This is a genomic window from Streptomyces griseomycini (assembly GCF_014203535.1).
GTDB classification, from domain to species: Bacteria; Actinomycetota; Actinomycetes; order Streptomycetales; family Streptomycetaceae; genus Streptomyces; species Streptomyces griseomycini.
This window is the reverse complement of record NZ_JACHJI010000003.1, coordinates 506051-531396: the sequence shown is the minus strand read 5'-3', so window position 1 is coordinate 531396 and position 25346 is coordinate 506051. Positions and strand designations below refer to the sequence as shown.

Below are 25346 nucleotides of genomic sequence, written 5' to 3'. Positions count from 1 at the left end.
GCGAGGGGGTCCGGAGCCACCCGGCCGTACACGGCATACGCGGCGCACGGCGTACGCGGCACCGGGACCGCGGCCTCAGCCCGCCGGCAGCCCCCGGCCCACCGGAAGCCCCGGTCGGCCGGCCGCTCTCAGCCCGCCAGCAGCTTCTTCACCGCGGCCGCGACCCGGCCGCCCTCGGCCTGCCCGGCCACCTTCGGGTTCACGATCTTCATCACGGCACCCATGGCCCGCGGCCCCTCGGCACCGGCCGCCCTGGCCTCCTCCACCGCCTGGGCGACGATCGCGTTCAGCTCCTCGTCGGACAGCTGCTTGGGCAGGTACGCGGCCAGCACCTCGCCCTCCGCCTTCTCCCGCTCGGCCTGCTCGGGACGACCACCCTGCGCGAAGGCCTCCGCCGCCTCACGGCGCTTCTTCGCCTCCCGGGTGATCACCTTCTGCACCTCGTCGTCGGAGAGCTCGCGCTTCTCCTTCCCCGCGACCTCCTCCTTGGTGATCGCGGCGAGCGTCAGCCGGAGCGTCGAGGAGCGGAGCTCGTCGCGCTCCTTGATCGCGGCGTTGAGGTCATCCTGCAGCTTCGACTTGAGCGTGGTCATGGCTTGATTGTCGCAGGTGCGGAAGGAGGGACGCCTGCTGATTTAAGGGCCCGCGTTCCAGGGGCCGTTCACGTCCCCCCGACGGCCGCACCGCCCGGTGCGCGGAGACGACCGCGGAGCACGGCCGACCCCGCGGGTCTGACACGATGGACGCATGCGCGCGCGATACGGAATCCCCCTGGGAATCACGGCGGCCGGTGCCGCCGGACTGCTGTACGCGGCGGGCTTCGAGGCCCGCTCCTTCCGCCTCCGGCGGGTGACCGTCCCCGTCCTGCCCTCCGGGATGCGTCCCCTGCGCGTGCTCCAGGTCTCCGACATCCACATGGTCGGCGGCCAGCGCAAGAAGCAGCGCTGGCTGCGTTCCCTGGCGGGCCTGCGCCCCGACTTCGTGATCAACACGGGCGACAACCTGTCCGACCCCGAGGGCGTACCGGAGGTCCTGGACGCGCTGGGCCCGCTGATGGAGTTCCCGGGCGCCTACGTCTTCGGCTCCAACGACTACTACGGCCCCAAGCTGCGCAACCCCGCCCGCTACCTGGTCGAGAGGATCCAGGGCCGCCACGGCCTGAACGGCAACCCCCCGGCCGTCGGCGCGATCCACAACCCGTGGGAGGACCTGCGGGACGGTTTCGACGCGGCGGGCTGGCTGAACCTGACGAACACCAGGGGCACGCTGAAGATCGAGGGCACGTCGATCGAGCTGACCGGCCTGGACGACCCGCACATCAAGCGGGACCGGTACGCGGAGGTGGCGGGCGGCCCGTCGGGCTCGGCGGACTTCTCGATGGGCGTCGTCCACGCCCCCTACCTGCGCGTCCTGGACTCCTTCACGGCCGACGGATACCCCCTGGTCCTGGCCGGCCACACCCACGGCGGCCAGCTCTGCATCCCCTTCTACGGCGCCCTGGTCACCAACTGCGACCTGGACACGGACCGCGTGAAGGGCCTGTCCACGCACACCTCGGAGGGCCGTACCTCGTACCTGCACGTGTCGGCGGGCTGCGGCACGAACAGGTACACCCCGGTCCGCTTCGCCTGCCCCCCGGAGGCGACGCTGCTGACGCTCGTGGGCCGGGACTAGCGGGACACGGGCGGCGGACCGCGGGCGGCGGACCGCCGGGCCGGTGCCGGGGCGCGGCGGACGCGGCCGATGCGGCGCCCCCGGACCGCCGCATGACCCGCATGGCCCACCCACGTGGCCCCGAACGGGACACCCGCCCACGATGAGGGCATGACCGCCCCGATACCCAGGGACATCCCGGGCCTCCCCGCCCTCCCCGACCCTCCGGGGACGACGCCCGCCCTGCTGTCCTCCCCCGCCCCCGCCCGAGCCGTGGTCCCGCCGGTGCGCCGCCCGCTCACAGCGGCGTACCGCCTGCTCCTGGCGCTGACGGCGACGGCGGCGGTGACCGCCGCGGTACTCCTCGGCGGTCCGGCCCGGGTCCTGAGCCACTTCACGGTCCAGAGCACGATCCTGCTGGCCCTGGTCACCCTCGCCTCGGCCCGCCGCGCCCGGACGCCCCGCCACCCCCTCCCGGGCGCCCTGACGGGCGCGGCCCTGCTGTACGTGACGACGGCCTCCCTGGTCCACCACGTACTGCTGTCGGACGCGGCCCCTCACTTCTCGGTGACGGGCGGGGCGTCCTCGTGGCCGGCGACACTCACCGCCCACCTCCTGCACACGGTGATCCCCGTCGCCGCGCTCCTGGACTGGCTCCTCCTGTCCCCACCGGCCCGCACGCACCTCCGCCAGGCCGCCCCCTGGCTGCTGTACCCCCTGGCCTACCTGCTCTTCTCCCTGGTCCGCGGCGAACTCCTCGCCGGCTCCCCGGACCGCTACCTCTACCCCTTCCTGGACGTCGCCCACCACGGCTACAGGAGCGTCCTCGCCAACGCCCTCCTCCTGGGCCTCTCCCTCTACGCCGCCGCCGTCCTCCTGGTGGCCCTGGACCACACCCGCCCGAAGCCGGTCCTCCGCCGCTGAGAAACCGGATTTCGTCTCCGGCCACCAGTGGGCTAAAGTAAACGTCGTCGCCGCGACAGCAGCGACGATCGGGGTGTAGCGCAGCTTGGCAGCGCGCTTCGTTCGGGACGAAGAGGTCGTGGGTTCAAATCCCGCCACCCCGACAGAGAAACAGCAGGTCGTCAACCTACTCACGTGAGTAGGTTGACGACCTGCTTCGTTTGCGTGTCTATCTGCGTGACTACCGGTTCCCGCGTGTCTACGGCCGTTGCGGATCAGCGCCGAAGATCCCGTCCATGACCACGGCGCCCGTCTGGATCACGGGCCTGATCTGCTTGCGGTAGATCTCCTCGGTCACGGCCGTCCCGGAGTGCCCGACGAGCCGGGAGATCACTTCCAGCGGGACGCCACGGTCGGACAGCAGGGACACGAAGCTGTGCCGCAGCTCCCGGGGCGTCCACTCATCGGCGTTGATCCCGTCGATGCCCTTGAGCGCCTGGCGGAAGGCGCGGCGGACGTTGGCCGCGTCCAGTGGCTTGCCCACGGCCGAGGAGAAGACGAGCCCGTGTTCCTCCCACTTGTCGCCGGCCGCCAGCCGATCCCATCCCTGGTCTTCGAACTGCTGCCAGAGCGCTTCGACACAGCGCCCCGGCAGAGCGAGCGTGCGCCGGGACTTCCCGGTCTTGGTGTCCCCGCCCCGCCGGACCGAGCGCCACACCGCGATGTGCGGAGGCTGCGGCGGGTCAGCATCCGGCTTGCCCTTGAGGAAGACGTGGTCCCAGGTGAGCGCCCGCAGTTCCTCGGTACGGGCACCGGTCAGCAGGGCGACGACGATGTACGCGTACATCGAGGTCCCCTCGGCCCCCTTGAGCACGGCCTCAGCCTGAGCGAAGGTGAGCGCCTTGGAGGGGCGCCCGGCTTGTCCCTGGGGCACCGAGCACAGCTCGACGACGTTGCGCTTCACCTTGTCCCGGGCCATGGCCCGCTTGACCGCGCGGTTGAGGCACGCGTGGATCGCCTGGAGGGTGCGCGTGCTGAGCGTCTTCGCCTTGGCGGCCAGCCAGCGGTCTACGTCCTCCGCGCTCAGGTCGCGGAGCTTGCGAGCGCCGAGGGATAAGGGTCTGATGCAGGTTCGGGTGACAGGTTTCGGTCACGCGGCCTGGAGGGTCGGCGTGGTCATGGCGGTCTCGAATTCGACGGGAGTCAGCCGGCCGAGTGAGGCTTGTCTGCGGCGTCGGTGGTAGGTCCGCTCGATCCAGGTCACGATCGCGATCCGGAGTTCTTCGCGGGTGGTCCAGACACGGCGGTCGAGGACGTTCTTCTGCAGCAGGCTGAAGAAGGACTCCATGGCCGCGTTGTCGCCGGCAGCTCCGGCCCTCCCTATCGATCCGGCCATCCGGTGGCGGTCGAGTGCCCGGACGAACTTCCGGGAGCGGAACTGCGATCCGCGATCACTGTGCAGAATGCACCCGTCGACGTCTCCACGCCGGGCCACTGCGTTGTCCAGGGCGGCCACGGCCAGGCGGGACTTCATCCGCGCATCGATGGAGTAGCCCACGATCCTGTTGCTGAAGGCGTCCTTGATCGCGCAGAGGTAGAGCTTGCCTTCGCCAGTGGCGTGCTCGGTGATGTCGGCGAGCCACAACCGGTTCGCGCAGGTCGCAGTAAAGTCACGGCGGACCAGGTCGTCGCGCACTGGCGGGCCGGCCCTCTTGCCCTTGCCGCGCTTCTTGCCGAACACGTTCCACCAGCGGTTGTCCCGGCAGATCCGCCATGCAGTCCGGTCCGCCATCACGGCCCCGGCGCCGCGTGCTTCGTCGGCCAGGAAGCGGTAGCCGAACTCCGGGTCGTCACGGTGCGCGTCGAACAGCGCGTTCGCGCGATACGCCTCCTCCAGCGTGGCGTCGGTCACCGGCTGGTCCAGCCAGCGGTAGTAGGGCTGTCTGGCGAGCTCGAGCACCCGGCACGCAACCGTGACGGGCACACCGTCCCCGGCCAGCTCCTTCACGAGCGGGTAGATCCTTTTCCCGGCAGATGCGCCTGCGACAGACAGGCCGCGGCCCGCCGCAGGACCTCGTTCTCCTGCTCCAGCAGCTTGATCCGCCGACGCGCTTTCCGAAGCTCGGCGCTCTCCTGGCTGGTCACCCCGGGCTTGGTCCCGTCGTCGATGTCCGCCCGTCGCATCCACTTCCACAATGTCATCGGATGGACTCCGAAGTCGGTGGCCACCTGCTCGACCGTCACACCCGGCCCGCGGTTCCTCGCGACCCGCACGACGTCCTGGCGGAACTCTTCCGGATAAGGCTTGGGCACAGCGACATCCTTCCCACCCGCCCCACAGGGCAAGCCAGTTCAGATGTCACCCGATCGTGCGGCAGACCCTTTTTTTGCCCTGGCGGACAGGCTCTGGCACCACTATGCGTCTCGTGCAACTAGAACAAGCTGTAGCGGCAACGAGCGCCCTAACCACCCTCATCACCGTGCCGGTCACACTGCTCGCTGCCCACTGGAACAGACGCAGCGCAGACAGGGCCGCTGATGCCACGATGGTGGCAGGCATTGATCAATCTCAGGCCGCAGTGGCGGCTGCCCAACTCCAGGAGCGCGCCGTACGCGAGCAGTCGCTAGAGAGTGCACGTCGCTCGGCTTATGCCGGGTTTCTGAGCGCAGTAGACCTTCTCGTTCGGATCGTCACCGAGCTACCGGATATTCCTCGCGCTTCCCGGCGGGAGCTGCTCGATCAGAAGGCGACCGCAGTGGTGCAGGCACGGGCTGGAGTTGCAGTTCTGGGGCCGGCGCCAGTTCTCGGGCAGGCGGAGAAGGTGGCCAAGCAGTGTGCCCGGTTGGAGAAGTTGGCACTCCGCAGAGCTGTTCTTAGATCGGCGATCAGTGCTTTGGAGAGCGCCTGGTGTCCTCGTAACGCCGAGTGGTGTCAGGCCCCACACCACAACTCAGCGCACGTGGCCTGGGAACTCTTATGTGAGTGGGGGCGTCTGGAGAATGAGGAGCGGTGGGAGAAGCTCGACCTCTTGGAGTTCACCTTGCAGGAGAGACAAGCCTTGGATGCGGAGCAGGTCAAGCACGTACTTGAAGTGGTCAACAATGTTGCGTCCTGGGACGAGATGATCGGTGGCTTCATCCGAGACCCACTGATGGAACGTTTTCAGGCAGTCCGCGATGAATTCGCCGACATCGCGTACGGCTCACTCAGCCTTGTGGCATAGATGCACAACCGATTCCTGCACGACGTGGCGCTTTACGCGGCCTGAGCACTCTATGGCTGGACACTGCGCACGAGTCTGGGCCGTCCCTGGGCCGTCCGAGGCCGCTCAACAGCGGCCAAGGACGACCAACGACGACCACCAGGAGCGCGAGCCCACCGCCCCTGACCAGCGAAAACACAGGTCACCAAGATCCCTGGCAAGACCCAGGGCAAGAAGAAGCAGATTTCGTGATCATGCCCCTGAGCTGCGCGGACGGCGCGGCTCAGGGGCATCTTCATGGCCTGGGATCAGAGTGCCCTCCGGCCGGGCGTCGGTGTCCGGTCAGGCCGTGGAGACCGCGCACTGGCCGCGGTCGGCCGTCGTGGGGCCGGCGGTGGTGGGCCGGACGTCGAAATCGAAGATGGCGGTGGGGAGGTACAGCGAGCAGCAGGCGTTGGGAATGTCCACGATCCCGCTGATGCGTCCCTCGATGGGGGCCGCGCCGAGGATCAGGTAGGCCTGCTCTCCGGAGTAGCCGAACCTCTTCAGGTACTCGACGGCGTTGAGGCAGGCGCGGCGGAAGGCAACCGTCGCGTCCATGTAGTAGTTCGTGTCGGTGTCGTGGTCCACGGAGATCCCGATGAAGGACATGAACTCCGAGTACCGCGGCTCGACGTTGCCCGGCATGAAGACGGGGTTGGTGCTGATTCCGTACTTCTCCATGCCGCCCTTGATCAGGTCGACGTGGAAGTCGATGTAGCCGCCCATCTCGATGGCGCCGCAGAAGGTGATCTCCCCGTCTCCCTGGCTGAAGTGCAGGTCACCGCCCGACAGCTTGGCGTCGTTGACGTGTACGGGGTAGAAGACCCGGGCGCCGCGCGTGAAGTTCTTGATGTCGTGGTTGCCGCCGTTCTCCCGTGCGGGAACGGTGCGTGCTCCCTCCCCGAGGATGCGCTGGGCATCGGATCCGGTCGCCTTTCCCGCGAGTCCCCCGTCGGCATCGGGCGCGAGCCCCAGCGGGGGGATCCGGTCGGGGTCGGTGTCGATCAGCGCCTGCTCGCGCCTGTTCCAGCTCGCCAGCAGGTCCGCGGAGGGGGCGGTGCCGAAGAGACCGGGGTGGGTGATGCCGGTGAAGCGGACACCGGGCAGGTGCCTGGACACCGCCTGCTGACCGTGGAAGTCCCAGATCGCCTTGTAGGCGTCCGGGAAGTAGTCGGTCAGAAATCCTCCGCCGTTGGCCTTGGCGAAGACGCCGGTGTATCCCCAGCCCTGACCGGGTGCGGCCCCGACCTGCTGCGGTACGGGCCCCAGGTCGAGGATGTCCACGACGAGCAGGTCGCCCGGCTCCGCGCCTTCGACGCCTATCGGCCCGCTCAGCATGTGCGTGGCCTTCAGGTCGACATCGCGTACGTCGTTGGCGGAGTCGTTGTTGCCTATCTGCGCGTCGGTCCATTCGCGGCATTCGAGGCGGAACTCGTCCCCCGGGCGGACCATGGCGGCGACCGGGACGTCCGGATGCCACCTGTTGTGTCCGGGAACGGTCTGATCGCGCATGGACTTGCTCTGGTCCACTGTGAACTTGACTTCGGGCATGACGGCTTCCTTGGTCCTTCTGAATCGGTCACGCGGATGCGCCCGGGCCGGTCGGCGTCCTGGTGGCGGGCGCCGGTTGCCGCGATGCGCGGGTGAGCGGCCACAGCGCCGCGAAGACGACGACGGCGAAGACGCCCAGCGCGATGGCGGTCTCGTCGGGGTGTTTCCAGTAGCCGGAGAGCAGCAGAGCGGCGGGGATCACGCCGGTGACCCAGCCCTGGATCGCCGTGACCCAGCCGACGTAGCTGCCGAGCCTGTCCAACTTGAGGCCGAGCAGCAGGAAGAACAGGAACCACAGGAACGCCCAGTAGAGCCAGATCACCCCGAACGGGTTGTCCTTGGCGAGGTGGAAATTGACGAACGAATACCCCAGGGCGGCGACTGCCACAAAGAGCGAGTAATAGCCGACGCCATCGGTTTCGATGCCGGCCAGGAGACAGATTCCCACATAGAGGTAGGTGAATCCGAAGAGATAAATGCCGGACGCCGCCAAAATCTTCTCGGGGTCGTTGCCGGCGGCGAAGATGAGGTACGTCGGCGTCAGTACCTGGAGTGCACCGACGAAAAGGTTGAACACCGCTGCCGAGCGGGGATCGACCTTCTTGAGGAGGAGCAGTCCGTTCAGGAAGAGCACCGCACCGACGAAGAGCAGTCCCACGTTCGCCACAGGACGCACCTCCCAAGTCCTTCAGGGACGGGGCAACTTGGAGAGCGCGGGGTGCGGTTGCCTGCGCACTCTCCTGCCGGGCGGCACCTCGGAGACCACATCCGGGGCCTCTCGTGACTGCTCTTCGCGGGCATGGGCGGCGGCGACCGCATTCGGGGTCCGCGTGAGAGAGGGGGCCGAGTACACACGCCGGGCGGCGCCCCCGCAAACGGGACAGCCCGAGGTCTTGGGTGCCGTGCCGATCGGCAACTTCACATCGAAGGTTCCGCAGCGGACGCATCGATATTCATAGGTTGCCATCAGCAGCCTCCGACGCTCTCCTTTGCCCTTCCAGGAGACGTCTCGTAAATCTTCGTGTCAAGTGGATGATGAACGGAGGAAGATCCATCTCAACCACGCTTCCCGCTTCCTGTGAGCCGACTCACCCTTCAGACCCTGGACTGGCGTAACCCGGGTTCTTTAATGTCCTTAAATAAGGTTTTCATTCTCGGAGGTGGATCAGTGAGCAGCATGGACGCCGTATGGGTCCGTGGCGTGAACGGCATTCAGATGCATCACGTGACCGACCTCCAGGACGCGAGCAGGTTTCTCGGCAACGCCGCCATGGCGCTGCGGGCCGCACACGTGAGGACCGGCACCGACCACTACGCCGGCATCGCCGCCGAGCTCAAGGGTCTGGCGGAGCGCGTGCGGCAGCTGGAGGACGAGGCGCGGTCGAAGATGCACGACCTGCACTCCACCGATCCCGAGCGGTTCGCCCGCTGCAGGGACGGCCACGAGCCGTGGCCCGGCGAGATCCCCGCGGGGTTCATTCCTCGGCACACCTGCAAGGACGAGTGCCTCTACCACGACCGCGGGGTCGTCGAGGCCCTCATGCAGTGCACCTGCGGCCAGCCCCCGTGCCGCGCGTGCGAGATCGGCGGGAAGCTCTGAGCGCCGTCACGGTGCGACCAACCGTGGTCACACTCTGACTGAGGGCCGAGGCGACTGCGGGGCCCTCTCCGGGCCCTCCGAGGGCGGCGAGCAACGGTCAACAACGACCAACGGCGACCGACCGTTCGCAGGTCAGTGGGAGTTCGTGTCCCGCTGACCTGGTCAAAAAGACGGGCCCCCCAGACCCAGGGCAAGAAGACAGGTCTTGGCTCGACCGCGGAGAGAGAGCCCAGAGCGTGTCTCCACGGGGACGCTCGGCGTGTACATCCGTCTGTCGAGAACACGACTCGCAGCGCCGTCCAGGTAGCCAACGGGGACATCAACACCGAGTACTTAACTAGTGACAGGCTGTGGTAGCGTCGTGCTCGTTGCGCTCCTCGGAGCACAGCCTCTGGAAATCAGGAAGGTGAAGGTACCTTCCTGAGGCATGCCTGGGTTAGGGCCCTTCACGACAACATGAAGGGCTTCTTTTCATGTCCGGACTCGTCCTCCTCCTCGGCGTGCTCGGTTTGGCGGTGGTTGCGGCCCTGCTGAAAGTGATCATCGTCCGTGAAAGGTCTGGCACCTGGATTGAGGCCGTGGAGTCTGCAGCCCGCGCGTTCCGCAGGACTCTGAGCGTCAGCGCCGTGGCATTGGCGCTGTACGTGGGGCCTGAAGCGATCGACGTGGTGCAGCGGCTCTAGGAGTGGAATCCGCGCTGCTCCGTCAATGACCGTGACGACGAATGACTCATGCCAGACGCGTGCCAGATCGTACGGGGAATCACGGGGAACAGCGGGGACCAGTCGACCGTGTACCGCGCGCCTGCGCCCCTCCGCCGCAGGTCAGGCCTGGAGCAAGCCCTAGATGTCCTTAGCTTCCCAAGCTGAGAGCGCGAGTTCGATTCTCGTCACCCACTCCGGCCAGCCTGTCAGAACGGTGGCCCGGGATTCTTTACTGGTCAGACCGGCAAGGCGGGAAGTACCCGAGCGCACCGTTGCTGGGGGGTGTTCTATCGGAGGGTGACAGGAGCACGCGCTCGGCACCGGTTTGGGGGTTTGCCGTCGAGGGGATGTCGGGATGGCTACGGTCACTGGTGTGATGGGGCGTGGTGGCTCACCGCAGGTCGATACGGGGGCGGTGGCGGTGTCGGAACGTCTGTTGCTGGAGATCACCGGGGACGGCCGGGTAACGGTGTTGGCGTGGCCGGAGGGTGAGTCGTATCCCAGTCGAGTGGGTGATCCGGTGACGTTGGCGTGGCCGTTGGACGGGCCGGTGCTGGAGGAGTTGCGCTGGTATCTGGAGCAATATCTGCGGGCACCGTTCGGGGTGTACGGCGAGCGTGGCCCAAAAGTCGCGGCCCAGCTCCCGGGGTGGGGCGAGCAGGTCTTCGAGGCGGTGTTCGGCGCAGGGCCGGCCCGGGATGCTTATCTTCGGACACGGGCGCGGGCGGAGGCGCGGGGCGGCCGGGTAGAGCTGGTGGTGGCGTCGGGGGCGGCGGAGCCGTTGGGATGGCCGTGGGAGCTGATGGCGGATCCGGGGCGGCCGACGCCGCTGGCGCTGGATACACGGGTGACCGTCTCACGCACCATGCCGACGGCGAATCTGGGGGAGGTCTTCAGGGTTGGGGGGTCGCGGCTGCGGGTGCTGATGGTGATCTCCCGGCCGCGCGGCACCCAGGATGTGGGATATCAGATGATCGCCCGCCCGCTACTGGGTCGCCTGGCGGCGGTGCGCGGACAGGTAGAGGTGGTGGTGCTGCGCCCGCCGACCCTGGAGCACCTGCAGCAGGTGCTGACCCAGGCGCGGGAGGCGGGTGAGCCGTTCCAGATCGTGCACTTCGACGGACACGGGGTGTTCGGCCAGGCGCCCGGCCCGTTGGGCGGGGCGGGGCGGCCGGTGATGTTCCGGGGCCCAGGGCCGCAGGGGATGCTGGCGTTCGAGAAGCCGGAGGGCGGATCCGACCTGGTAGCCGCGGATGAAGTGGCGCGCGTGCTCAAGCAGGCCCAGGTGCCGGTGGTGGTGCTCAATGCGTGCCAGTCAGCGGTGGTGGGCTCGCAAGTCGAGGCAGCGGTGGCCACCCGGCTGCTGCAGGAGGGCACCGCTGTCGTGGTGGCCATGGCCTACAGCGTGTATGCGGTGGCGGCCGCGGAGTTCATGGCGGCCTTCTACGAGCGGCTGTTCGCCGGTGACCGGGTGACTGAAGCGGTGGCCGCCGGGCGGCGCCGCCTGGCCCAGCAGGATCTGCGACCGTCACCAAAGGGCATGATGCCGCTGGCGGACTGGGTCGTGCCAGTGCTGTACGCACGCAGCGAGGTGCACTTTCCCGGCCTGCGCACCGAGCGCCAGGCCCGCCAGTCACTGGAGGAGATGCTGGACCGGATCCGCGAGAGCCTCCACACCGGCGAGACACCTCCGGAGGCGGCGCTGGAAGCGGTGGGGGAGTTCATCGGCCGCGACGCCCTGCTCTACACCCTGGACCTAGCCGCCCGGCTGCAGCATGTGGTGGTGCTGCACGGGCCCGGGGGAACGGGCAAGACCGAGCTGGCCAAGGCGTTCGGCCGATGGTGGCGCGACACCGGGGCGCTGGATCATCCGGACGGGGTGATTTGGCACTCCTTCGAACCCGGCGTCGCCTCCTTCGGCTTGGACGGCGTGATCACCAGCATCGGACTGCGCCTGTTCGGTACCCAGTTCGCCCGGCTCGACCCCGGCAAGCGCCAGGCCCTAGTGGAAGCGGTCCTGCAAAAGCACCGGCTGCTGCTGGTGTGGGACAACTTCGAATCCGTGCACACCATGCCCGATCCCACGCGGGCCACCCCGCCCCTGCTGGAGCAGGACCGCAACAAGCTGCGCGACTTCCTGACTCGCATTGCCACCCGCGGCACCAGCGCGGTCATCGTCACCAGCCGCACCCCGGAAACCTGGCTCGGCCCCCAAACGCGCCGGGTGGAGGTATCCGGCCTGGACAGCGAGGAGGCCGGCCAGTACGCCGACCACCTCTTGGCCCCCTACCCCGATGCCCAGCCGCGCCGCGAACTGAAGGCGTTCGGGGAGCTGATGCAGTGGCTGGACGGGCACCCCCTAAGCATGCGCATCCTCCTGCCCCACCTGGACACCACCAGCCCGCAGGACCTGCTGGCTGGCCTCCAGGGCGCCACCGCGCTGTACGACAGCGTAACCGGCGAGCGCACCACCTCCCTCGCCGCCAGCATCACCTACTCCTTCACCCACCTGCCCACCGCCGACCAGCAGGCCCTGACCGCGCTCAGCCTCCTCCACGGCGTCGCCGACGCCCACGTCCTGGCCGTGTTCTCCGCGGACCCGGACGTGCCCGAGCCGTTTCGCGGCCGCACGGCCGCCGAGTGGAGACATCTACTGGACCGGACCGCGGATGTGGGGCTGCTGACGCCGCTGGGGGCGGGCATGTACCGCATTCACCCGGCCCTGCCCGCCTACCTCACCAACCACTGGCAAACCCAGGCCCCCAAGACCTACCGCGACCAGCACACCGCCACCACCCGCGCCCTCCTCGACGCCCACGCCGCCTTCGGTAACTGGCTCATGGCACAGATCAACAGTGGTGACGCCGAACTCGCCATGGCATTGATCAGCTATCAGCAGCGGACGTTGGGCAGCCTGCTCGGCCAGGCCCTCGACCACGGCCTGTGGGCCCAAGCCCAATACATCACAGAGCCGTTGAATGACTACTGGGACGCACGGGGGTTGACGGAAGAGGCCCGTGCTTGGGTCGATCGGGCACGGCTGGTCCTGGAAACCGCCGGCGGTAGCCCGCCGGATCTGGACGCTCCAGCCGGCTCCCTGTGGCTGTTTTTGACCGGTTCTCAAGCCAACCGACTAGTAGGCGCGGGCCAGTTAGACCAAGCCGAGCGCACCTACCGCGACATCCTCGACGCCTTGCAACAGCAGCCCACCACACCCCAGCAACGCGCCCATCTCGGCACGGCCCACCACCAGCTCGGCATAATCGCTCAGAACTGGGGGCGGCTGGAGGAGGCCGAGGACTGGTACCGCCGATCCCTCACCATCAAAGAGGATCTCAACAACCGGCCCGGCATGGCCATCACCTACAACCAGCTCGGCATGGTCGCCCGGGACCGGGGGCGGCTGGAGGAGGCCGAGGACTGGCACCGCCGATCCCTCACCATCAACGAGGACCTCAACAACCGGCCCGGCATGGCCATCACCTACAACCAGCTCGGCATGGTCGCCCGGGACCGGGGGCGGCTGGAGGAGGCCGAGGACTGGCACCGCCGATCCCTCACCATCAACGAGGACCTCAACAACCGGCCCGGCATGGCCATCACCTACAACCAGCTCGGCATGGTCGCCCGGGACCGGGGGCGGCTGGAGGAGGCCGAGGACTGGCACCGCCGATCCCTCACCATCAACGAGGACCTCAACAACCGGCCCGGCATGGCGAGCTCCTACCACCTGCTCGGCAGGGTTGCCCGGGACCGGGGGCGGCTGGAGGAGGCCGAGGACTGGCACCGCCGATCCCTCACCATCAACGAGGACCTCAACAACCGGCCCGGCATGGCCATCACCTATGGACAGCTCGGTCTACTTGCTGAGGCACGGCATCAGGCCAGAGAGGCCTTGGCATGGGTAGTCCAGTGCGTAGCGTTGTTTGATCAGTTTCCGCACCCGGCGACTGGCCCAGCCCCGGCTCATCTCCAGCGCATGACGCACACACTGGGAATCGCCGCGCTCGAGGAGACCTGGCAGAACATCACTGGCAATGATCTCCCGCCTGCAGTACGCCACCACGTCCTCACGGACCCGTCCACCGCTGTCTGATCCGCATAAGGAAAACCGCATGGCCAACCCGGTCGAACTAGGCGCACGCGCTGCAGCACAGCGCCTCACCACCCCGCACAGCCCCCACCTCGCCAGCGACGTGGAAGCAGCCCTCCACGCCCGCCAGAGCACCACCCGCCCCGAGCAGTACCTGGACCCGATCTCGCTCGGTGCGCTCATCGTCAGCGTCGCCAGTCTTGCCTGGACGGTCTACAGCGACCTCAAAAAGCAAACCTCCGCCCCCCACCGCGACGTCATCACTCGCCACGTCCGCATCCGGCTCGACCAATCCGAAGCACCCCCACAGGCGCTCAGCAGCGCCGACCGAGACCGGTATATCGACATCACCATCGAAGAAACGCTCAACGCAGCCCAAGATTCCGCCTCAGGCCAGGGCTGACCCACATCCCTCAAGTACAGGCCCAGGAGTTCTACGTCTGTGAGCGGGCCGTGGTTGCTGTACAGCAGCGGAGTACAGCAACCACCGCGACCGCAGCTGACTGCCAACAGCCGTCCATGGCCGACCGGCCAGCCCGTTAAGCCTCGATGACCCTCCAGCCGAGAGTTCGGGACGAAGAGGTCGTGGGTTCAAATCCCGCCACCCCGACAGTGAAGTAGGTGGCCGGCCCGTTTCGTCTGCGTGTCCATCTGCGCGACTACCGCTTCCCGAGTGTCCACCCGCTTGCCGCCGGCCGAGCGAGCGTGCTCCGGGACCTCCGGGTCCTGGCGTTCCCGTCCCGCCGGACCGAGCGCCGCACCGCGATGTGCGGAGGCTGCGGCGGGTCGGCGTCCGGCTTGCCCCCGAGGAAGACGTGGTCCCGGGTGAGCGCCCGCAGCTCCTCGGTCCGGGCACCGGTCAGCAGGGCGCCGACGATGTACGCGCACACCGGGGTCCCTCGGCACCCTTCAGCACAGCCTCGGCCCGAGCGAAACGAGTGGATCGCCCGGAGGGTGCGCGTGCCGAGCGTCTTCGCCTGGGCGGCAAGCGAACGGTCGACGTCCTCCGCGCTCACGTCAACCGGGCCCTCCTGCCTCACCGAGCCGGGGCTGACCAGTCGCTCGACGAAAAGGAGTCGAGACGTCCCATCGTCCTGATCGATCATGCAGCTATGCCACTGACAGCCACCCTCGCCCGAGTCGACGCGGACCTGGCAGCCGGTCGCGTGCCCATGGCGCGTCAACGCCTGCGCGGGCTGGTCTCCTCCTACCCCACCGACCTGACGCTCCGCCGTCGCCTGGCGGAGGTGTACCGGCTGTACGGTGAGCCCGCGGAAGCAGGGCGCTGGATGTACCTCGAGGAGGACCGGGACGCGGGCGAGACCTCCGCCTTCGAGGCGAGGTACCGGACGCCCCAGGAGCGCATGAGGGCACTCGCGTGGCGCGGCCCCGAGTCCCTTGCCCACTCCAGGTTCGCCGCGGAGCAGCTGACAGCGGTACGGACCGCTTGCTCCGAAGCCCTGGGGCGCCCGGTGGACTGGGACTCGATGCCTTCCGCCCCGGACGACGAACCGGACTCCGGTACCGGGAAGTTCAGCGGCTTCTTGGCGGGAGCCGGCTGCCTGGTGGTGGTCCTGGTGATGCTGGGGATCTGGGTGAACGGACTGATCGCCCTGTTCAGGTGACCCCCTCACCGGCAGACGCTCTGCCGTGCCGGCCAAGGTGTCGGACGCCGGGTCCCAGTTGATGCCTGACGCTCCGGTCCCGCCTGGTGCTTGACGGTGGGCCCGGACAGCATCGGAAACTTCACGGGGTTCATCGGCTTTCACGTCACGCGCCGGGACGCCGGTCGTGCGGCGGTCGACGCGGATCCGGCCGTCCAGGTCGTTCGTACAGTGGCGCGCTTCCCCTGGACGCCAGGAACCACGCCCGCTCCACGATGTGCGGGTCGACGGCAGTCGGGATGGGATCCGGGTGAGTGGAGGGTTGCGGAAGACGCCGTCGACGTCGTCGCCCGGCTCGAGGAGGAGTCCGAGGTGCCGTTGCGCTCGCACGCGGCAGCCTGTCGATGAACCGGGCGCTGATGGCCGCCGGCCTGGTCGACCGCCTGCAGGTGACGCTCTTCCCGGTCATCACCGGTCGGACCGGGCTGGACCCGGTCTTCCGGGGAGCGGCCGACTTCGACCTGGAGCTGGTCGGGAAGCGGACGCTCGACGGTGACATCCAGGAGCTCGTCCACCGGCCCGCCCTCCATTGACCCGTGCGGACGGGGAGGGGGTTTCGGCGACCCCGGCCGGTCGGCGGACGTCCGCGTCCTCGTCCGCCCTGGTCGGTCACGACGCCGCCGCGTCCGGGCTCCGGCGGTGGTAGCGCGGCGGTTCGCCGCTCCCGAGGTCGCCGCGGTAGACGCCGTGGCGCAGTTCGGAGGCGTAGCCGGCGAACTCCGGCATGCCCATCGCCCCGGCCACCGCGAGCTCGGCTTCGACGTCGTACGGGACCCGCACGAACTGCAGGGAGAACGGCGCCTCGGCCGTGGAGTCGAGGACTCCCTCGACGATCACGTACACGGGGGTCGGGTCGTCCATGCTGTTGCCGACGCTCCCCGTGTTGAACAGCGTGCGGCGTTCCCGGTCGACCTCGTAGTACGCGTCGTGCGTGTCCCCGTAACCCACGACCGTGGGCACCGGGCCGTCGCCGGTGGCCGGGGTGTTCGTGAACATCTCGAGGAACTCGCTCTCGTCGTGGTCGAAGCGGACCCTTCGGTGCACCGACGTCGGAGAGGCGTGGAACAGGCGCACCCGACGACCGCTGATCAGGAAGTCGTGGCTGAACGGCAGGCCGCGGAGCCACTCCCCCTGGCCCTCGGACAGTTGACCGAGCCACCAGGACAGCGCCTCGCTGTCGAACGTCCTGTCCGGATCCGGCAGGAAGTCGTCCCAGTTCCCCAGGATGTTGACCTCGCAGCGCTCGCGGCACACGTCGATCACCTCCCGGCCGCGCGGTCCCTTGCCCACGTAGTCGCCCAGGTTGTAGATCCGGCTGATCCCGCGGGCGTCGATGTCGTCCAGCACCGCTTCCAGTGCCGTCAGGTTCCCGTGGACGTCCGATATCAGCGCGATGCGTTCGAGGTGGGGATGCATGACGGCATCCTGGCATCCGCTCGTGCCGTCCGGCGCCCCCCGGCCAGGACGCGACCGGCGCCCCGGGCCACGGCCGTCTCCGGTCCGTGAGGGGCCGCTCAGCGGTCCGTGGGGGGCGCTCAGCGCTCCCGGTCCTCGACCAGGCCGCAGGTGAAGGGGAACGACTCCAGGAACTCCCGCCGTCCGGGATCGGGCTCCGCCCCGGCCATGTCCGCGAGCACGCGCAGGAGCCGTTCGCGCTGGTCCGGGGGGAGCTGCAGCAGCACCCAGGACACGCTCTCCGTCATCTTCACGGCGGAGTCGGGGTCCACCTCGTCGTCGTCGCAGTCGTCGAGGAACCGGACGACGTCGACGACCAGTCCGGCGAGGGCGGTCACCAGCGGATCCGTGTCGGTCATCCGGGCAACCTAGCCGATCCCCGCGACGGCGAGGACACCGCCCCGCGTCACGGGCGGCTCCGGAGGGCTACGTCAGCCGGTCGAGGACGCGGGTCAGGTCGGCCGGGGCCGCCGCCAGGCGGACCGGGGTTCCCCCGTCGTCGAGTTCGGCCACGTGCCAGCCCGTGGGGACCGTGTCGCCGTCGCTGCCCCTGGCCCGGCGCACCCCGCGCAGGGTGAGGCGGTCCACCGGGATCGGCCTGGCCGCGTAGCGGCCCGGACCGGAGTGCGGGGCCACCGCCGGCGGGGCGCCGCCGCCCAGGACGATGTGGGTGCCGAAGCAGTGCGGGTTGTAGTCCGTGGGTTCCAGGAAGCGGGCCCGTACGAACACCTCCCCGTCATCCGCCTCCCCGTCGTCGGCGGCGGGCGGCCCACCGGCTGCCCCCGCCGCTCCGGGCGCTCCCGCCGCTCCGGGCACGCGGATGCGGGTGGCGCGCCACGCCCAGGCCAGGAGGGCCAGGCTGGTCAGGGTGCCCGCGGCCGCCCAGGTGAGCGCCGCGGGCCGACCGAGCGGCACCGCGAAGTAGAAGTGGCAGAGGGGGAGCAGCCACAGGCCCGTCACGGTGAGGGCCGCGGCGAAGGGGAGGGCGGACGGGAGGACCTCGTCGTCGGGGCGGTGGCGGCCCCGCAGGCGGATCAGCACCCGGGCGGCGGGGTAGCCCGCGAGGAGGGCCGGTACGGCCGCGAGGACCGCCGTCTCCCCGGCGCCGGGAATGTGACCGTGCCACACGTGGCGGTCCCCCGCCACCGTCCGCACCTCGCCGCGCCACAGGGTCAGCCGGACGCGGTCGCCGGGGCGGAACTCCAGGGCGGCCTCGTCGGAGACGCCCTGCCGTCTCATCGGACGGGCGTCGGTGAAGTACAGCAGGCTGCTGTCGTGCCTGCTCCGGTTGAGCTCGGTGCGCTCGATCACCGCCGGGAGGAAGGTCAGGCACTCGGACCGGTCCGCGGCGGGCGTGGAGGCCGTGCACGGGACGGCCGACTTCCACGCCCGCTCCGTCGCCCCGGCGTCCGGCACGGACCGCGCGGCCAGGCCCGCGCCCGCCAGCAGCAGCGCGCACAGCGCCAGGGAGCCCGCCCAGCCGCGGCCGACGGTGCGGTGCGAGACGACGGGGAGGTGGGCCGACACCGGGGTGCCGTGGCGGCGGTGCAGGGTGCGCAGCGCGTCCAGGGTGTCGTCGAAGTCCGGGTCGTGGGAGGTCCAGCCCAGGGGCAGGGGCAGGCGCCGCCTGCGGCCGTCGCGCAGTACCGCGATGACGCGGCGGCTCTCCTCGCCCCGCGAGGCGTTCCCGTTCCTCAGGCGTACGCGCAGGTCGGCGACGTCGCTCCAGGGCAGGCTCCGGTGGCGCAGCAGCGTGCGGACGTGCAGGCCGCGGGCGTCGGCGTGCACGCGGACGGTGGCCCGGTGCAGGGACAGCAGGCCCACCGGCACGGACAGCAGGCCGGTGCCCAGCCAGGCGCACACGCCGGAAACGGCCCAGAGCGCCACGGCCGCGGTCGTCGCGATCGCCCCGAGTCCGGCCAAGAACCACCAGGCGCCCTTCCACCGGGGGCGGCAGATCACTTCCCGGGTGTCGTTCATGTGCAGCATCCTGTCAACGGCCGGGGGGCGGGGGCTTGTGCCGGATGCGGCAGTTTTCCGGCCCGCCACATTGCCGACTGCCGACCGGGCAGCCGGGTGGCATGGTTCTCAGTGGAGTGGCACGCGGCGCGGCGGTTCGGTGGACCGCGGCTCGGGAAGGATGGGCGACATGATCATCTTTGGTACCAAGGGGTACTTGTACCAGCTGGCGATACTGACGCTGGTGTGCGGGCAGTGCGGGAATCCGTCCGCGCACACGCTCAGGAAGCGGGTCACGAAGTTCACGCTGTTCTTCGTGCCGCTCTTCCCGTTCTCGACGAAGTACGCGACGCAGTGCACCTTCTGCGGCGCGGAGCAGAGCGTGACCAAGGAGCAGGCCGAGCAGCTCCAGGCGCAGGCCGTCGGCGGGCCGGGCGGCCAGGGGTACGGGCAGCCCCAGCAGCAGCCCTACCAGTCCTGAGCCCTCGGGGCCGGGCGGTCCGGACGGTCTGCACGGCCCGGACGGCCCGGGCGGTCCGGACGGCCCGGACGGCCCGGACGGTCCTCACAGTGGCGTCGCCGCGCGGAGGATCGAGAACAGGGTCAGGGCGGAGTTCGCCGAGGACATGGCCGACACGGCCGTGCCCGCCGCCGCTCCCCAGGCCGCCAGGCCCACCGAGGTGAACACGGCCGGCCAGCGGCCCGGCGCCGGGGGCGGTGCGAGGAGGGCGGCCACCCGGCGCGGGACCGGGCCCGGGGACGCGAAGGCCGTCGGCAGCGGGGCCGGGCGGGAGGCCAGGGCCGCCCGGCCGATGGCGGTGGCGACCGTGCGGCGGCTGCCGACGGTGCGGGCCGCCTCCTCGTCGGCCCAGCGTTCCGTCGTGTACGACACCGCCGTGTGCAGCGGGCGCAGGAACGGGTTGGCGTGGGCGGCCAGCCGGACCGCCAGCAGGAAGCGGTGGTGACGCCCGGTCAGGTGGGCCCGCTCGTGGGCGAACAGGGCACGGCGTTCGGCGGGGGCGAGGTGGCCGAGGAGGGCGGTGGTGACCACCACGCGGTCGCGGTGGGAGACAGTGCCCGGGAGCGCGTACGCGTACGGGGTGCCGTCGGGGAGGACCGCCACCTCCGTGTCCGGCAGGCCGGCCAGGGCGCGGTGGGCGCGGCGGCGGGTGCGGACGTGCCGCCACAGGATGCGGGCGCAGGCCAGCACGACCGCGCAGAGGGCGGGGATCGCCGCCCTGCCCGCCACCTCGTCGTACGGGACCGCCGCCCGCACCTCCGGGTCGGACCAGCCGTCGGGCAGCGGGTTGCCGGGCAGCTGGGCGGTGCCGACCACCATCACCAGGCCGAGGCAGAGCGTGCTGCACGTCGCCATCGTCGCGGCCACCGCGGTCAGCATCCGCGTCGCGGTGCGCGGGTGGAGATGCTGTTCGGCCAGGCGTGCGACCGGCCAGGCCGTCAGCGGCAGGACCAGCGGCAGGAAGACGAACACCCCCATGAGGTATCAGTCTTCCCCTTCGCTCCCGGACCGGCCCAGCAGTTCGCGCAGCAGCCGTTCGTCGTCCGGGCCGAGGCCGGTGACGAAGCTGGCCAGAACCGCCTCCCGGTCGTTCTCGGCGTCCAGGACCTTGCGCATCTTGTGGGCCGCCAGGCCCGCGTGGTCCGACGCCGGGGTCCAGGCGAAGGAGCGGCCCGCCCGCTCCCGGGTGACCGCGCCCTTGGCCAGCAGCCGGGTCAGGATCGTGATGACCGTCGTGTAGGCGAGGTCGCCGCCCAGGCGTTCCTGGACCCAGCCGGCCGTCGCCGGTCCGTCCGCCTCCCGCAGCGCCGACAGGACCAGCGCCTCCAGCTCGCCCTGTCCCCGCCGCCGGGGACGCTGCCCGTGCTCCGACACGGCCTGTCTCCCTTCCGCCGCTGCATGTTTCCCGGGCGGTCATCGTATAGATGAACGGACGCCGTCAAATTCTCTACATTGCTGTAGATTCTATTGGCGGTACCCGCCACCGGCACCCACCATCCGGCACCGGCACCGGCACACAAGAGGGACGGACCCCATGTTCGGACTGAGCGAACTCGCGATCATCCTCATCGTCGTCATAGCTGTCCTGGCCATCAGGAAACTGCCGGAACTCGCCCGGTCGGCGGGCAAGTCCGCCCGCATCCTGAAGGCCGAGGCCCGGGCGGCCAAGGAGCAGGACCAGCGGGACGCGCCGCGCGTCATCCAGGGGGAGACCGTCTCCCGGGACACCTCGTCCGAGGGGGACCAGCACCGGCGGTGAGTGTCCTCAGCCGGCCCCCGTGTCGTCGTACGGGTCGGCCGGGGGCGGCACCGGCCGGGCCGCCGTGACCTCGAAGTAGGGGACGGGGCCGTCGTTGACCGGGTCCTTCGTGCGGCGCGGGGTGTAGGTGCCGGTGAGCTCCAGCCAGCTGTCCGGTTGCAGGACCGGGGGGACCCCGCCGGTCAGGGCGACCTTCACCGGCTGGGCGTCCGCCGCACAGCAGTTGAGGGTCATGCGGACCAGGTACGGGGTGCCGGACCCGTCCAGGGCCACGAAACCGGTGAGGGTGACGGGGCGGCCGCGGAGGTGACGGCCGTCGTCGTAGACCGCGCGGGCCGCGTACTCGCCCACGCCGAGGCGCAGGGGGCCCCGGGCGGGGAGGTCGGGGAAACCGAGGGGTTCCTGCAGGGCCGTGCCCGTGTGGGTGGCGCTGTAGGAGCCGAGGGCCGGCGGGGCGACCAGGATCAGGGCGAGGAGGGGGAGGGCGAGCAGCCAGGAGACACGGGGTTCCGGATGGTGGTCCCCGGGGAGGTCGTCCGGGTGGTGGTGCTCCGGGTGGTGTTCCGGGGGCGCGTGGCGCCGCTCGTACCAGACCGTCGCCGCCGCCGTCGCGATCAGTGCCGCTCCCGACAGCAGGAGCAGCGGGCGCAGGCCGGCCTTGACGTAGCGCAGGTGGAGGTCGGTCCAGCCGGCGTGCAGCACGGTCGCGCCGAGGAGGAACAGCAGCGCCGCCTGGGCCTGCCGGTTCGGACGCACCCGTACGTTCCGGGTGCTCCGGGTGCTCCGGTTCACAGCAGTACCGCTCCCGTCAGGGCCGAGACCGCCACCGCCGTCGCGAAGGTCGCGGGGGCGAAGCGCAGGGCGAAGGCACGGCCGAACGTGCCCGCCTGCAGGGCGAAGAGTTTGAGGTCGACCATCGGGCCCACGACCAGGAAGGCGAGCCGGGCCGTCAGCGAGAACTGGGTCAGCGACGCCGCCACGAACGCGTCCGCCTCCGAGCAGATGGACAGCAGCACGGCGAGCACCGCCAGCGCCAGCACCGACAGCACCGGATGCCCGGCCGCCGCACTCAGCCACTCGGCCGGGACCACCGCCTTCAGCGTCGCCGCGGCCATCGCGCCGACCACCAGGAAGCCGCCCGCGTGCATCACGTCGTGCCGCACCGAGCCCCAGAACGCGGCGCCCCCGCCCCGGCCCCCGGGGACCGGGCGGGACGGGGGACGCAGCCAGTCGGCGCGGCCGAGGCGGTGCCACAGCCAGCCCATCGCGCACGCCACGAGCAGGCTCGCGACGAAGCGGGCGAGGACCATCCGCGGGTCGTCGGGGAAGGCGACCGCGGTGGCCGTCAGCACGACCGGGTTGACGGCGGGGGCGGACAGCAGGAACGCCAGGGCCGCCGCCGGGGTCACCCCCCTGCGCACCAGTGCGCCCGCCACCGGCACGGACGCGCACTCACAGCCGGGCAGGACCGCGCCCGCCGCGCCCGCGACCGGGACCGCCAGCACCGGGCGCTCCGGCAGCGCGCGGGCGAAGAAGGACGGCGGGACGAAGACCGCGATCGCCGCCGACAGCAGGACGCCGAGCACCAGGAAGGGCAGGGCCTGGACGACCACCGCCACGAACACCGTCATCCAGCTCTGCATCACCGGGGCGGCCAGGGCACGGCGGATCGGGCCCTGGAGCATCACGGCCGTGAGCAGCGTCAGGACGAGCAGGAGGGAGGGGTCGAGGTGACGGGGCTCCTCGGCGGGCCCCGCCCCGTCCGGGGCCGACCTGGTGGGGGACCCGTCCGGGGCCGACCTGGTGGGGGACACGTCCGGGGCCGACTTGGTGGGGGACACGAGCCGGGTACACCTCCGGAGAACGCGCGCACGACGAAGCGGGGCCGCCGGGCCCTCCCCTCCATACGGCGCGACCGGTACGGCCGTTCAGCTCGCCGCTCACCGTTCGGACCGCCGCCCGCCGCCCGCCGCCGGTCATGCCTGGAACCACCCGTGCGGATGGGGCAGTCTCTTCCCCCGTGGTGAGCCTCCTTCCGAATCCGGCCCTGCCCAGCGATCCGTCCGCGCCCATGGTGGTGTGCGGTGACGACGGGCTGGCGCACCGGCTCGCCGCCGAACTCCGGGGCGTGTACCGCGAACAGGTCGTGCTCGTCGTGCCGCCGGCCGGGCGCCAGGTGCGGCAGCCGGTGGTCGGGCGGGCCCGCGCGGCCTCCGCGGCCCTGCTGGACCGGGTCGTGACCGCCGTCAACCGGGGGAACGGGGGCGGCGGTGGCTCCGACGGGGTCCCGGCCCCGGGCGGGCGGGTGGTGGAGGCCGCCGAGCCGACCGAGGACGTGCTCGCCGAGGCGGGCGTGGAACGGGCCGCCGCGCTGGCGCTCGTGTACGACGACGACGAGACCAACATCCGCGCCGCGCTCACCGCCCGTCGGCTCAATCCCCGGCTGCGGATCGTCCTGAGGCTCTACAACCGGCGGTTGGGCCAGCACATCGAGGAACTGCTCGACCAGGCAGCAGAGTTGGCCGTTCCCGGAGCGCAGGGGAGGACCGGGCCGGGAGTCGACGCCTCCACGACCGTGCTGTCCGACGCGGACACGGCCGCGCCCGCGCTGGTCGGCACCGCGCTCGTCGGCACCAGCAAGGTCGTCGACGCCGAGGGCCTGCTGCTGCGGGCCGTGGAACGCCGGCCGCCGGGACCGGGCGAGGTGGCCGATCCCGGGCTGTGCACCCTGGCGCTGCTGTCCGCCACGAGCAACGACCCGGCCGGTGCGGAGGGTTCGGAGGACAGCGGGGACCAGGGACCGCAGTTGCTGCCCGACGCGGCGGCGGTGGCGGCGGCGACGGGACGCGGGACGGTGGTGCTGGAGCAGGTGTCCTACTCGGGGCCGCCGCTGCCGGCCGGACGGGCCCGGGTGCCGCCGTTCGCCTCGCTGTTCTCGCGGCGGCTGCGCTGGTCGCTGGCGGGGCTGGTGGCGGCCGTGGTCGCGCTCGCCGTCGCGCTGACGGTGGTCACGGAGGACCACCCGCTGCACGCCACCTACGTCACCCTGCTCGACCTCTTCTCCATCAACGAGCCCGCGCACAACGAGTCCAGGGGCCGGCAGGTCCTTCAACTGCTGTCGGGGCTGGTCGGGTTGCTGTTGCTGCCGGTGCTGCTGGCCGCGGTGCTGGAGGCGCTGGGGACGTTCCGCACCGCGTCGGCGCTGCGGAAGCCACCGCGCGGGCTGAGCGGGCACGTGGTGCTGCTCGGGCTGGGCAAGATCGGGACGCGGGTGCTGACGCGGCTGCGGGAGCTGCACATCCCGGTGGTGTGCGTCGAGGCCGATCCGGAGGCGCGGGGCATGGCGACGGCGCGGCGGTTACGGGTGCCGGTGGTGCTCGGGGACGTCACGCAGGAGGGAGTCCTGGAGGCCGCGAAGATCCACCGGGCGGACGTGCTGCTCGCGCTGACCAGCGTGGACACCACCAACCTCGAGGCGGTGCTGTACGCCCGGTCCGTGCGGTCCGACCTGCGGGTCGTACTGCGGCTGTACGACGACGACTTCGCGACGGCGGTGTACCGCACCCTGCGGACCGCGCACCCCGGCGCGCTGACCCGGAGCCGCAGCGTGTCCCACCTGGCCGCGCCCGCGTTCGCCGGGGCCATGATGGGCCGGCAGATCCTGGGGGCGATCCCGGTCGAGCGGCGGGTGCTGCTGTTCGCGGCGGTGGTCGTGGGCGGGCATCCGCAGCTGGAGGGGAAGACGGTCGGCGAGGCGTTCCGGGCCGGGGCGTGGCGGGTGCTGGCCCTGGACACGGCGGCGTCCGCCTCCGGCGGGGAGCGGGACGAGGAGAGGGCCGGCGCCGCGGAGGGGGTACCGGGGTCGGGGCTGGTGTGGGACCTGCCCGACACGTACGTGCTGCACGCCGAGGACCGCGTGGTGCTGGCCGCCACGCGGCGGGGGCTGGCGGAGCTGCTGGGGCGCAGGGGGCGGGAGCGGGCGGGGTCGTAGGGCCTCGCGGCGACCGCCTCCGGCCCGGCCCCGGTGGGCCGGGTGGGCCGGGTGGGCTGGACGAGCCGGGCGGACCGAAGCGGGCCGGGCGAGCCGAGACGAGCCGGGCAGGCCGGGCGGACCGAGGCGAGCCGGGCAGGCCGGGCAGGCCGAGCAGGCCGAGCAGGCCGAGCAGGCCGAGCAGGCCGAGCAGGCCGAGCAGGCCGAGCAGGCCGAGCAGGCCGAGCAGGCCGAGCAGGCCGAGCAGGC

Annotated in this window: 23 protein-coding genes, 1 tRNA gene and 3 pseudogenes; 13 read left to right on the top strand and 14 right to left on the bottom strand. The window is 70.7% G+C overall.

Going from position 1 to position 25346, the window contains the following annotated elements; genetic code table 11:
• Positions 1 to 128: 128 nt before the first annotated feature.
• Entirely contained in the window at positions 129 to 593 is a 465-nt protein-coding gene (locus FHS37_RS11285; RefSeq protein WP_184819660.1) for a GatB/YqeY domain-containing protein, read from the bottom strand.
• 154 nt (positions 594 to 747) lie between these two features.
• Here FHS37_RS11285 and FHS37_RS11280 point away from each other — a divergent pair, with 154 nt between their 5' ends.
• From FHS37_RS11280 to FHS37_RS11270, 3 genes are all read left to right on the top strand, one after another.
• Positions 748 to 1674 carry a metallophosphoesterase gene (locus FHS37_RS11280; protein WP_184819658.1) on the top strand — a complete coding sequence of 309 codons (927 nt, stop codon included), beginning with the start codon at positions 748 to 750 and terminating at the stop codon, positions 1672 to 1674.
• Positions 1675 to 1824: 150 nt separating this feature from the next.
• Entirely contained in the window at positions 1825 to 2577 is a 753-nt protein-coding gene (locus tag FHS37_RS11275; protein ID WP_184819656.1) for a Pr6Pr family membrane protein, read from the top strand.
• A gap of 69 nt (positions 2578 to 2646) precedes the next feature.
• Positions 2647 to 2720: transfer RNA gene (locus tag FHS37_RS11270), tRNA-Pro, on the top strand.
• Between the two features lie 95 nt (positions 2721 to 2815).
• On the opposite strand, the pseudogene FHS37_RS11265 reads toward FHS37_RS11270, so the two are convergent.
• Together FHS37_RS11265 and FHS37_RS11260 are read right to left on the bottom strand one after the other, a co-directional pair.
• A pseudogene (locus FHS37_RS11265) lies at positions 2816 to 3670 on the bottom strand (tyrosine-type recombinase/integrase); the annotation flags it as partial.
• A gap of 36 nt (positions 3671 to 3706) precedes the next feature.
• Positions 3707 to 4869 (bottom strand): IS3 family transposase gene (locus FHS37_RS11260; RefSeq protein ID WP_184819654.1). Its coding sequence is split into 2 segments (ribosomal slippage): positions 3707 to 4582 and positions 4585 to 4869, totalling 1161 coding nucleotides; the frame shifts between segments, so codons are not numbered across the junction.
• Between the two features lie 167 nt (positions 4870 to 5036).
• Here FHS37_RS11260 and FHS37_RS11255 point away from each other — a divergent pair.
• Positions 5037 to 5780: a hypothetical protein gene (locus tag FHS37_RS11255; protein ID WP_184819652.1), complete on the top strand. Its 744-nt coding sequence runs from the start codon at positions 5037 to 5039 to the stop codon at positions 5778 to 5780.
• Between the two features lie 321 nt (positions 5781 to 6101).
• Here the strand turns inward: FHS37_RS11255 and fmdA are convergent, their stop codons facing one another.
• Genes fmdA through FHS37_RS40995 form a run of 3 tightly spaced genes read right to left on the bottom strand, consistent with a single transcriptional unit; the run spans position 6102 to position 8319 of the window.
• Positions 6102 to 7352 carry a formamidase gene (fmdA, locus tag FHS37_RS11250; protein WP_184819650.1) on the bottom strand — a complete coding sequence of 417 codons (1251 nt, stop codon included), beginning with the start codon at positions 7350 to 7352 and terminating at the stop codon, positions 6102 to 6104.
• Between the two features lie 28 nt (positions 7353 to 7380).
• The gene (locus FHS37_RS11245; protein ID WP_184819649.1) at positions 7381 to 8019 is read right to left on the bottom strand and encodes an AmiS/UreI family transporter; all 639 of its coding nucleotides are present in this window, start codon (positions 8017 to 8019) and stop codon (positions 7381 to 7383) included.
• 21 nt (positions 8020 to 8040) lie between these two features.
• On the bottom strand, positions 8041 to 8319 hold the full coding sequence (locus tag FHS37_RS40995) for an FmdB family zinc ribbon protein (RefSeq protein WP_184819647.1): 279 nt from the start codon (positions 8317 to 8319) through the stop codon (positions 8041 to 8043).
• 210 nt (positions 8320 to 8529) lie between these two features.
• Between FHS37_RS40995 and FHS37_RS11235 the strand changes: the two genes are divergently transcribed.
• The 4 genes from FHS37_RS11235 to FHS37_RS11220 all read left to right on the top strand — a co-directional run bounded on the left by FHS37_RS11235 (position 8530) and on the right by FHS37_RS11220 (position 14152).
• Positions 8530 to 8952 (top strand): hypothetical protein, encoded by a 423-nt coding sequence (locus FHS37_RS11235; RefSeq protein ID WP_184820036.1) that lies wholly within the window; start codon positions 8530 to 8532, stop codon positions 8950 to 8952.
• A gap of 473 nt (positions 8953 to 9425) precedes the next feature.
• On the top strand, positions 9426 to 9635 hold the full coding sequence (locus FHS37_RS11230) for a hypothetical protein (RefSeq protein ID WP_184819645.1): 210 nt from the start codon (positions 9426 to 9428) through the stop codon (positions 9633 to 9635).
• Between the two features lie 376 nt (positions 9636 to 10011).
• Positions 10012 to 13752 (top strand): CHAT domain-containing tetratricopeptide repeat protein, encoded by a 3741-nt coding sequence (locus tag FHS37_RS11225; RefSeq protein ID WP_184819643.1) that lies wholly within the window; start codon positions 10012 to 10014, stop codon positions 13750 to 13752.
• Positions 13753 to 13771: 19 nt separating this feature from the next.
• Entirely contained in the window at positions 13772 to 14152 is a 381-nt protein-coding gene (locus FHS37_RS11220) for a hypothetical protein (RefSeq protein ID WP_184819641.1), read from the top strand.
• 286 nt (positions 14153 to 14438) lie between these two features.
• Here the strand turns inward: FHS37_RS11220 and FHS37_RS40990 are convergent.
• Positions 14439 to 14768: pseudogene (locus FHS37_RS40990) on the bottom strand (site-specific integrase); the annotation flags it as partial.
• Between the two features lie 93 nt (positions 14769 to 14861).
• On the opposite strand from FHS37_RS40990, the gene FHS37_RS11215 reads away from it, so the two are divergent.
• Positions 14862 to 15374, top strand: a complete 513-nt coding sequence (locus tag FHS37_RS11215; RefSeq protein WP_184819639.1) for a DUF6584 family protein — start codon at positions 14862 to 14864, stop codon at positions 15372 to 15374.
• A 300-nt stretch (positions 15375 to 15674) separates the two neighbouring features.
• Positions 15675 to 15946: pseudogene (locus FHS37_RS11210) on the top strand (dihydrofolate reductase family protein); the annotation flags it as partial.
• Between the two features lie 76 nt (positions 15947 to 16022).
• On the opposite strand, the gene FHS37_RS11205 reads toward FHS37_RS11210, so the two are convergent.
• The 3 genes from FHS37_RS11205 to FHS37_RS11195 form a co-directional block, all read right to left on the bottom strand.
• The gene (locus FHS37_RS11205) at positions 16023 to 16829 is read right to left on the bottom strand and encodes a metallophosphoesterase family protein (protein WP_184819637.1); all 807 of its coding nucleotides are present in this window, start codon (positions 16827 to 16829) and stop codon (positions 16023 to 16025) included.
• Positions 16830 to 16948: 119 nt separating this feature from the next.
• Positions 16949 to 17227 (bottom strand): hypothetical protein, encoded by a 279-nt coding sequence (locus tag FHS37_RS11200; RefSeq protein WP_184819635.1) that lies wholly within the window; start codon positions 17225 to 17227, stop codon positions 16949 to 16951.
• A gap of 67 nt (positions 17228 to 17294) precedes the next feature.
• Positions 17295 to 18848: a PH domain-containing protein gene (locus tag FHS37_RS11195; protein ID WP_184819633.1), complete on the bottom strand. Its 1554-nt coding sequence runs from the start codon at positions 18846 to 18848 to the stop codon at positions 17295 to 17297.
• 169 nt (positions 18849 to 19017) lie between these two features.
• On the opposite strand from FHS37_RS11195, the gene FHS37_RS11190 reads away from it, so the two are divergent.
• Entirely contained in the window at positions 19018 to 19308 is a 291-nt protein-coding gene (locus FHS37_RS11190; protein ID WP_184819631.1) for a zinc-ribbon domain-containing protein, read from the top strand.
• Positions 19309 to 19392: 84 nt separating this feature from the next.
• Here the strand turns inward: FHS37_RS11190 and FHS37_RS11185 are convergent, their stop codons facing one another.
• Positions 19393 to 20325, bottom strand: coding sequence for a M56 family metallopeptidase (locus FHS37_RS11185; protein WP_184819629.1), 933 nt, complete (start codon positions 20323 to 20325; stop codon positions 19393 to 19395).
• 6 nt (positions 20326 to 20331) lie between these two features.
• Positions 20332 to 20721: a BlaI/MecI/CopY family transcriptional regulator gene (locus FHS37_RS11180; RefSeq protein ID WP_184819627.1), complete on the bottom strand. Its 390-nt coding sequence runs from the start codon at positions 20719 to 20721 to the stop codon at positions 20332 to 20334.
• Positions 20722 to 20881: 160 nt separating this feature from the next.
• On the opposite strand from FHS37_RS11180, the gene FHS37_RS11175 reads away from it, so the two are divergent.
• Positions 20882 to 21106, top strand: a complete 225-nt coding sequence (locus FHS37_RS11175; protein ID WP_184819625.1) for a twin-arginine translocase TatA/TatE family subunit — start codon at positions 20882 to 20884, stop codon at positions 21104 to 21106.
• A 6-nt stretch (positions 21107 to 21112) separates the two neighbouring features.
• Here FHS37_RS11175 and FHS37_RS11170 read toward each other — a convergent pair whose 3' ends face one another.
• Both FHS37_RS11170 and FHS37_RS11165 read right to left on the bottom strand, forming a co-directional pair.
• On the bottom strand, positions 21113 to 21898 hold the full coding sequence (locus tag FHS37_RS11170; protein ID WP_229890222.1) for a TIGR03943 family putative permease subunit: 786 nt from the start codon (positions 21896 to 21898) through the stop codon (positions 21113 to 21115).
• On the bottom strand, positions 21895 to 22920 hold the full coding sequence (locus FHS37_RS11165; protein ID WP_184820032.1) for a permease: 1026 nt from the start codon (positions 22918 to 22920) through the stop codon (positions 21895 to 21897). The genes FHS37_RS11170 and FHS37_RS11165 overlap by 4 nt, the downstream gene beginning before the upstream one ends.
• A gap of 257 nt (positions 22921 to 23177) precedes the next feature.
• Between FHS37_RS11165 and FHS37_RS11160 the strand changes: the two genes are divergently transcribed.
• Positions 23178 to 25097 (top strand): NAD-binding protein, encoded by a 1920-nt coding sequence (locus FHS37_RS11160; RefSeq protein ID WP_184820030.1) that lies wholly within the window; start codon positions 23178 to 23180, stop codon positions 25095 to 25097.
• The last annotated feature ends 249 nt before the right edge of the window (positions 25098 to 25346 follow it).

Bases quoted from the DNA above. Each gene is read 5' to 3' on its own strand.
- FHS37_RS11275 (WP_184819656.1), top strand. From the start codon at position 1,825: ATGACCGCCCCGATACCCAGGGACATCCCGGGCCTCCCCGCCCTCCCC.
- FHS37_RS11200 (WP_184819635.1), bottom strand. From the start codon at position 17,227: ATGACCGACACGGATCCGCTGGTGACCGCCCTCGCCGGACTGGTCGTC.
- FHS37_RS11285 (WP_184819660.1), bottom strand. From the start codon at position 593: ATGACCACGCTCAAGTCGAAGCTGCAGGATGACCTCAACGCCGCGATC.
- FHS37_RS11175 (WP_184819625.1), top strand. From the start codon at position 20,882: ATGTTCGGACTGAGCGAACTCGCGATCATCCTCATCGTCGTCATAGCT.
- FHS37_RS11225 (WP_184819643.1), top strand. From the start codon at position 10,012: ATGGCTACGGTCACTGGTGTGATGGGGCGTGGTGGCTCACCGCAGGTC.
- FHS37_RS11215 (WP_184819639.1), top strand. From the start codon at position 14,862: ATGCCACTGACAGCCACCCTCGCCCGAGTCGACGCGGACCTGGCAGCC.
- FHS37_RS11220 (WP_184819641.1), top strand. From the start codon at position 13,772: ATGGCCAACCCGGTCGAACTAGGCGCACGCGCTGCAGCACAGCGCCTC.
- FHS37_RS11280 (WP_184819658.1), top strand. From the start codon at position 748: ATGCGCGCGCGATACGGAATCCCCCTGGGAATCACGGCGGCCGGTGCC.
- FHS37_RS11185 (WP_184819629.1), bottom strand. From the start codon at position 20,325: ATGGGGGTGTTCGTCTTCCTGCCGCTGGTCCTGCCGCTGACGGCCTGG.
- FHS37_RS11190 (WP_184819631.1), top strand. From the start codon at position 19,018: ATGATCATCTTTGGTACCAAGGGGTACTTGTACCAGCTGGCGATACTG.
- FHS37_RS11195 (WP_184819633.1), bottom strand. From the start codon at position 18,848: ATGAACGACACCCGGGAAGTGATCTGCCGCCCCCGGTGGAAGGGCGCC.
- FHS37_RS40995 (WP_184819647.1), bottom strand. From the start codon at position 8,319: ATGGCAACCTATGAATATCGATGCGTCCGCTGCGGAACCTTCGATGTG.
- FHS37_RS11230 (WP_184819645.1), top strand. From the start codon at position 9,426: ATGTCCGGACTCGTCCTCCTCCTCGGCGTGCTCGGTTTGGCGGTGGTT.
- FHS37_RS11160 (WP_184820030.1), top strand. From the start codon at position 23,178: ATGGTGGTGTGCGGTGACGACGGGCTGGCGCACCGGCTCGCCGCCGAA.
- fmdA (WP_184819650.1), bottom strand. From the start codon at position 7,352: ATGCCCGAAGTCAAGTTCACAGTGGACCAGAGCAAGTCCATGCGCGAT.
- FHS37_RS11235 (WP_184820036.1), top strand. From the start codon at position 8,530: ATGGACGCCGTATGGGTCCGTGGCGTGAACGGCATTCAGATGCATCAC.
- FHS37_RS11205 (WP_184819637.1), bottom strand. From the start codon at position 16,829: ATGCATCCCCACCTCGAACGCATCGCGCTGATATCGGACGTCCACGGG.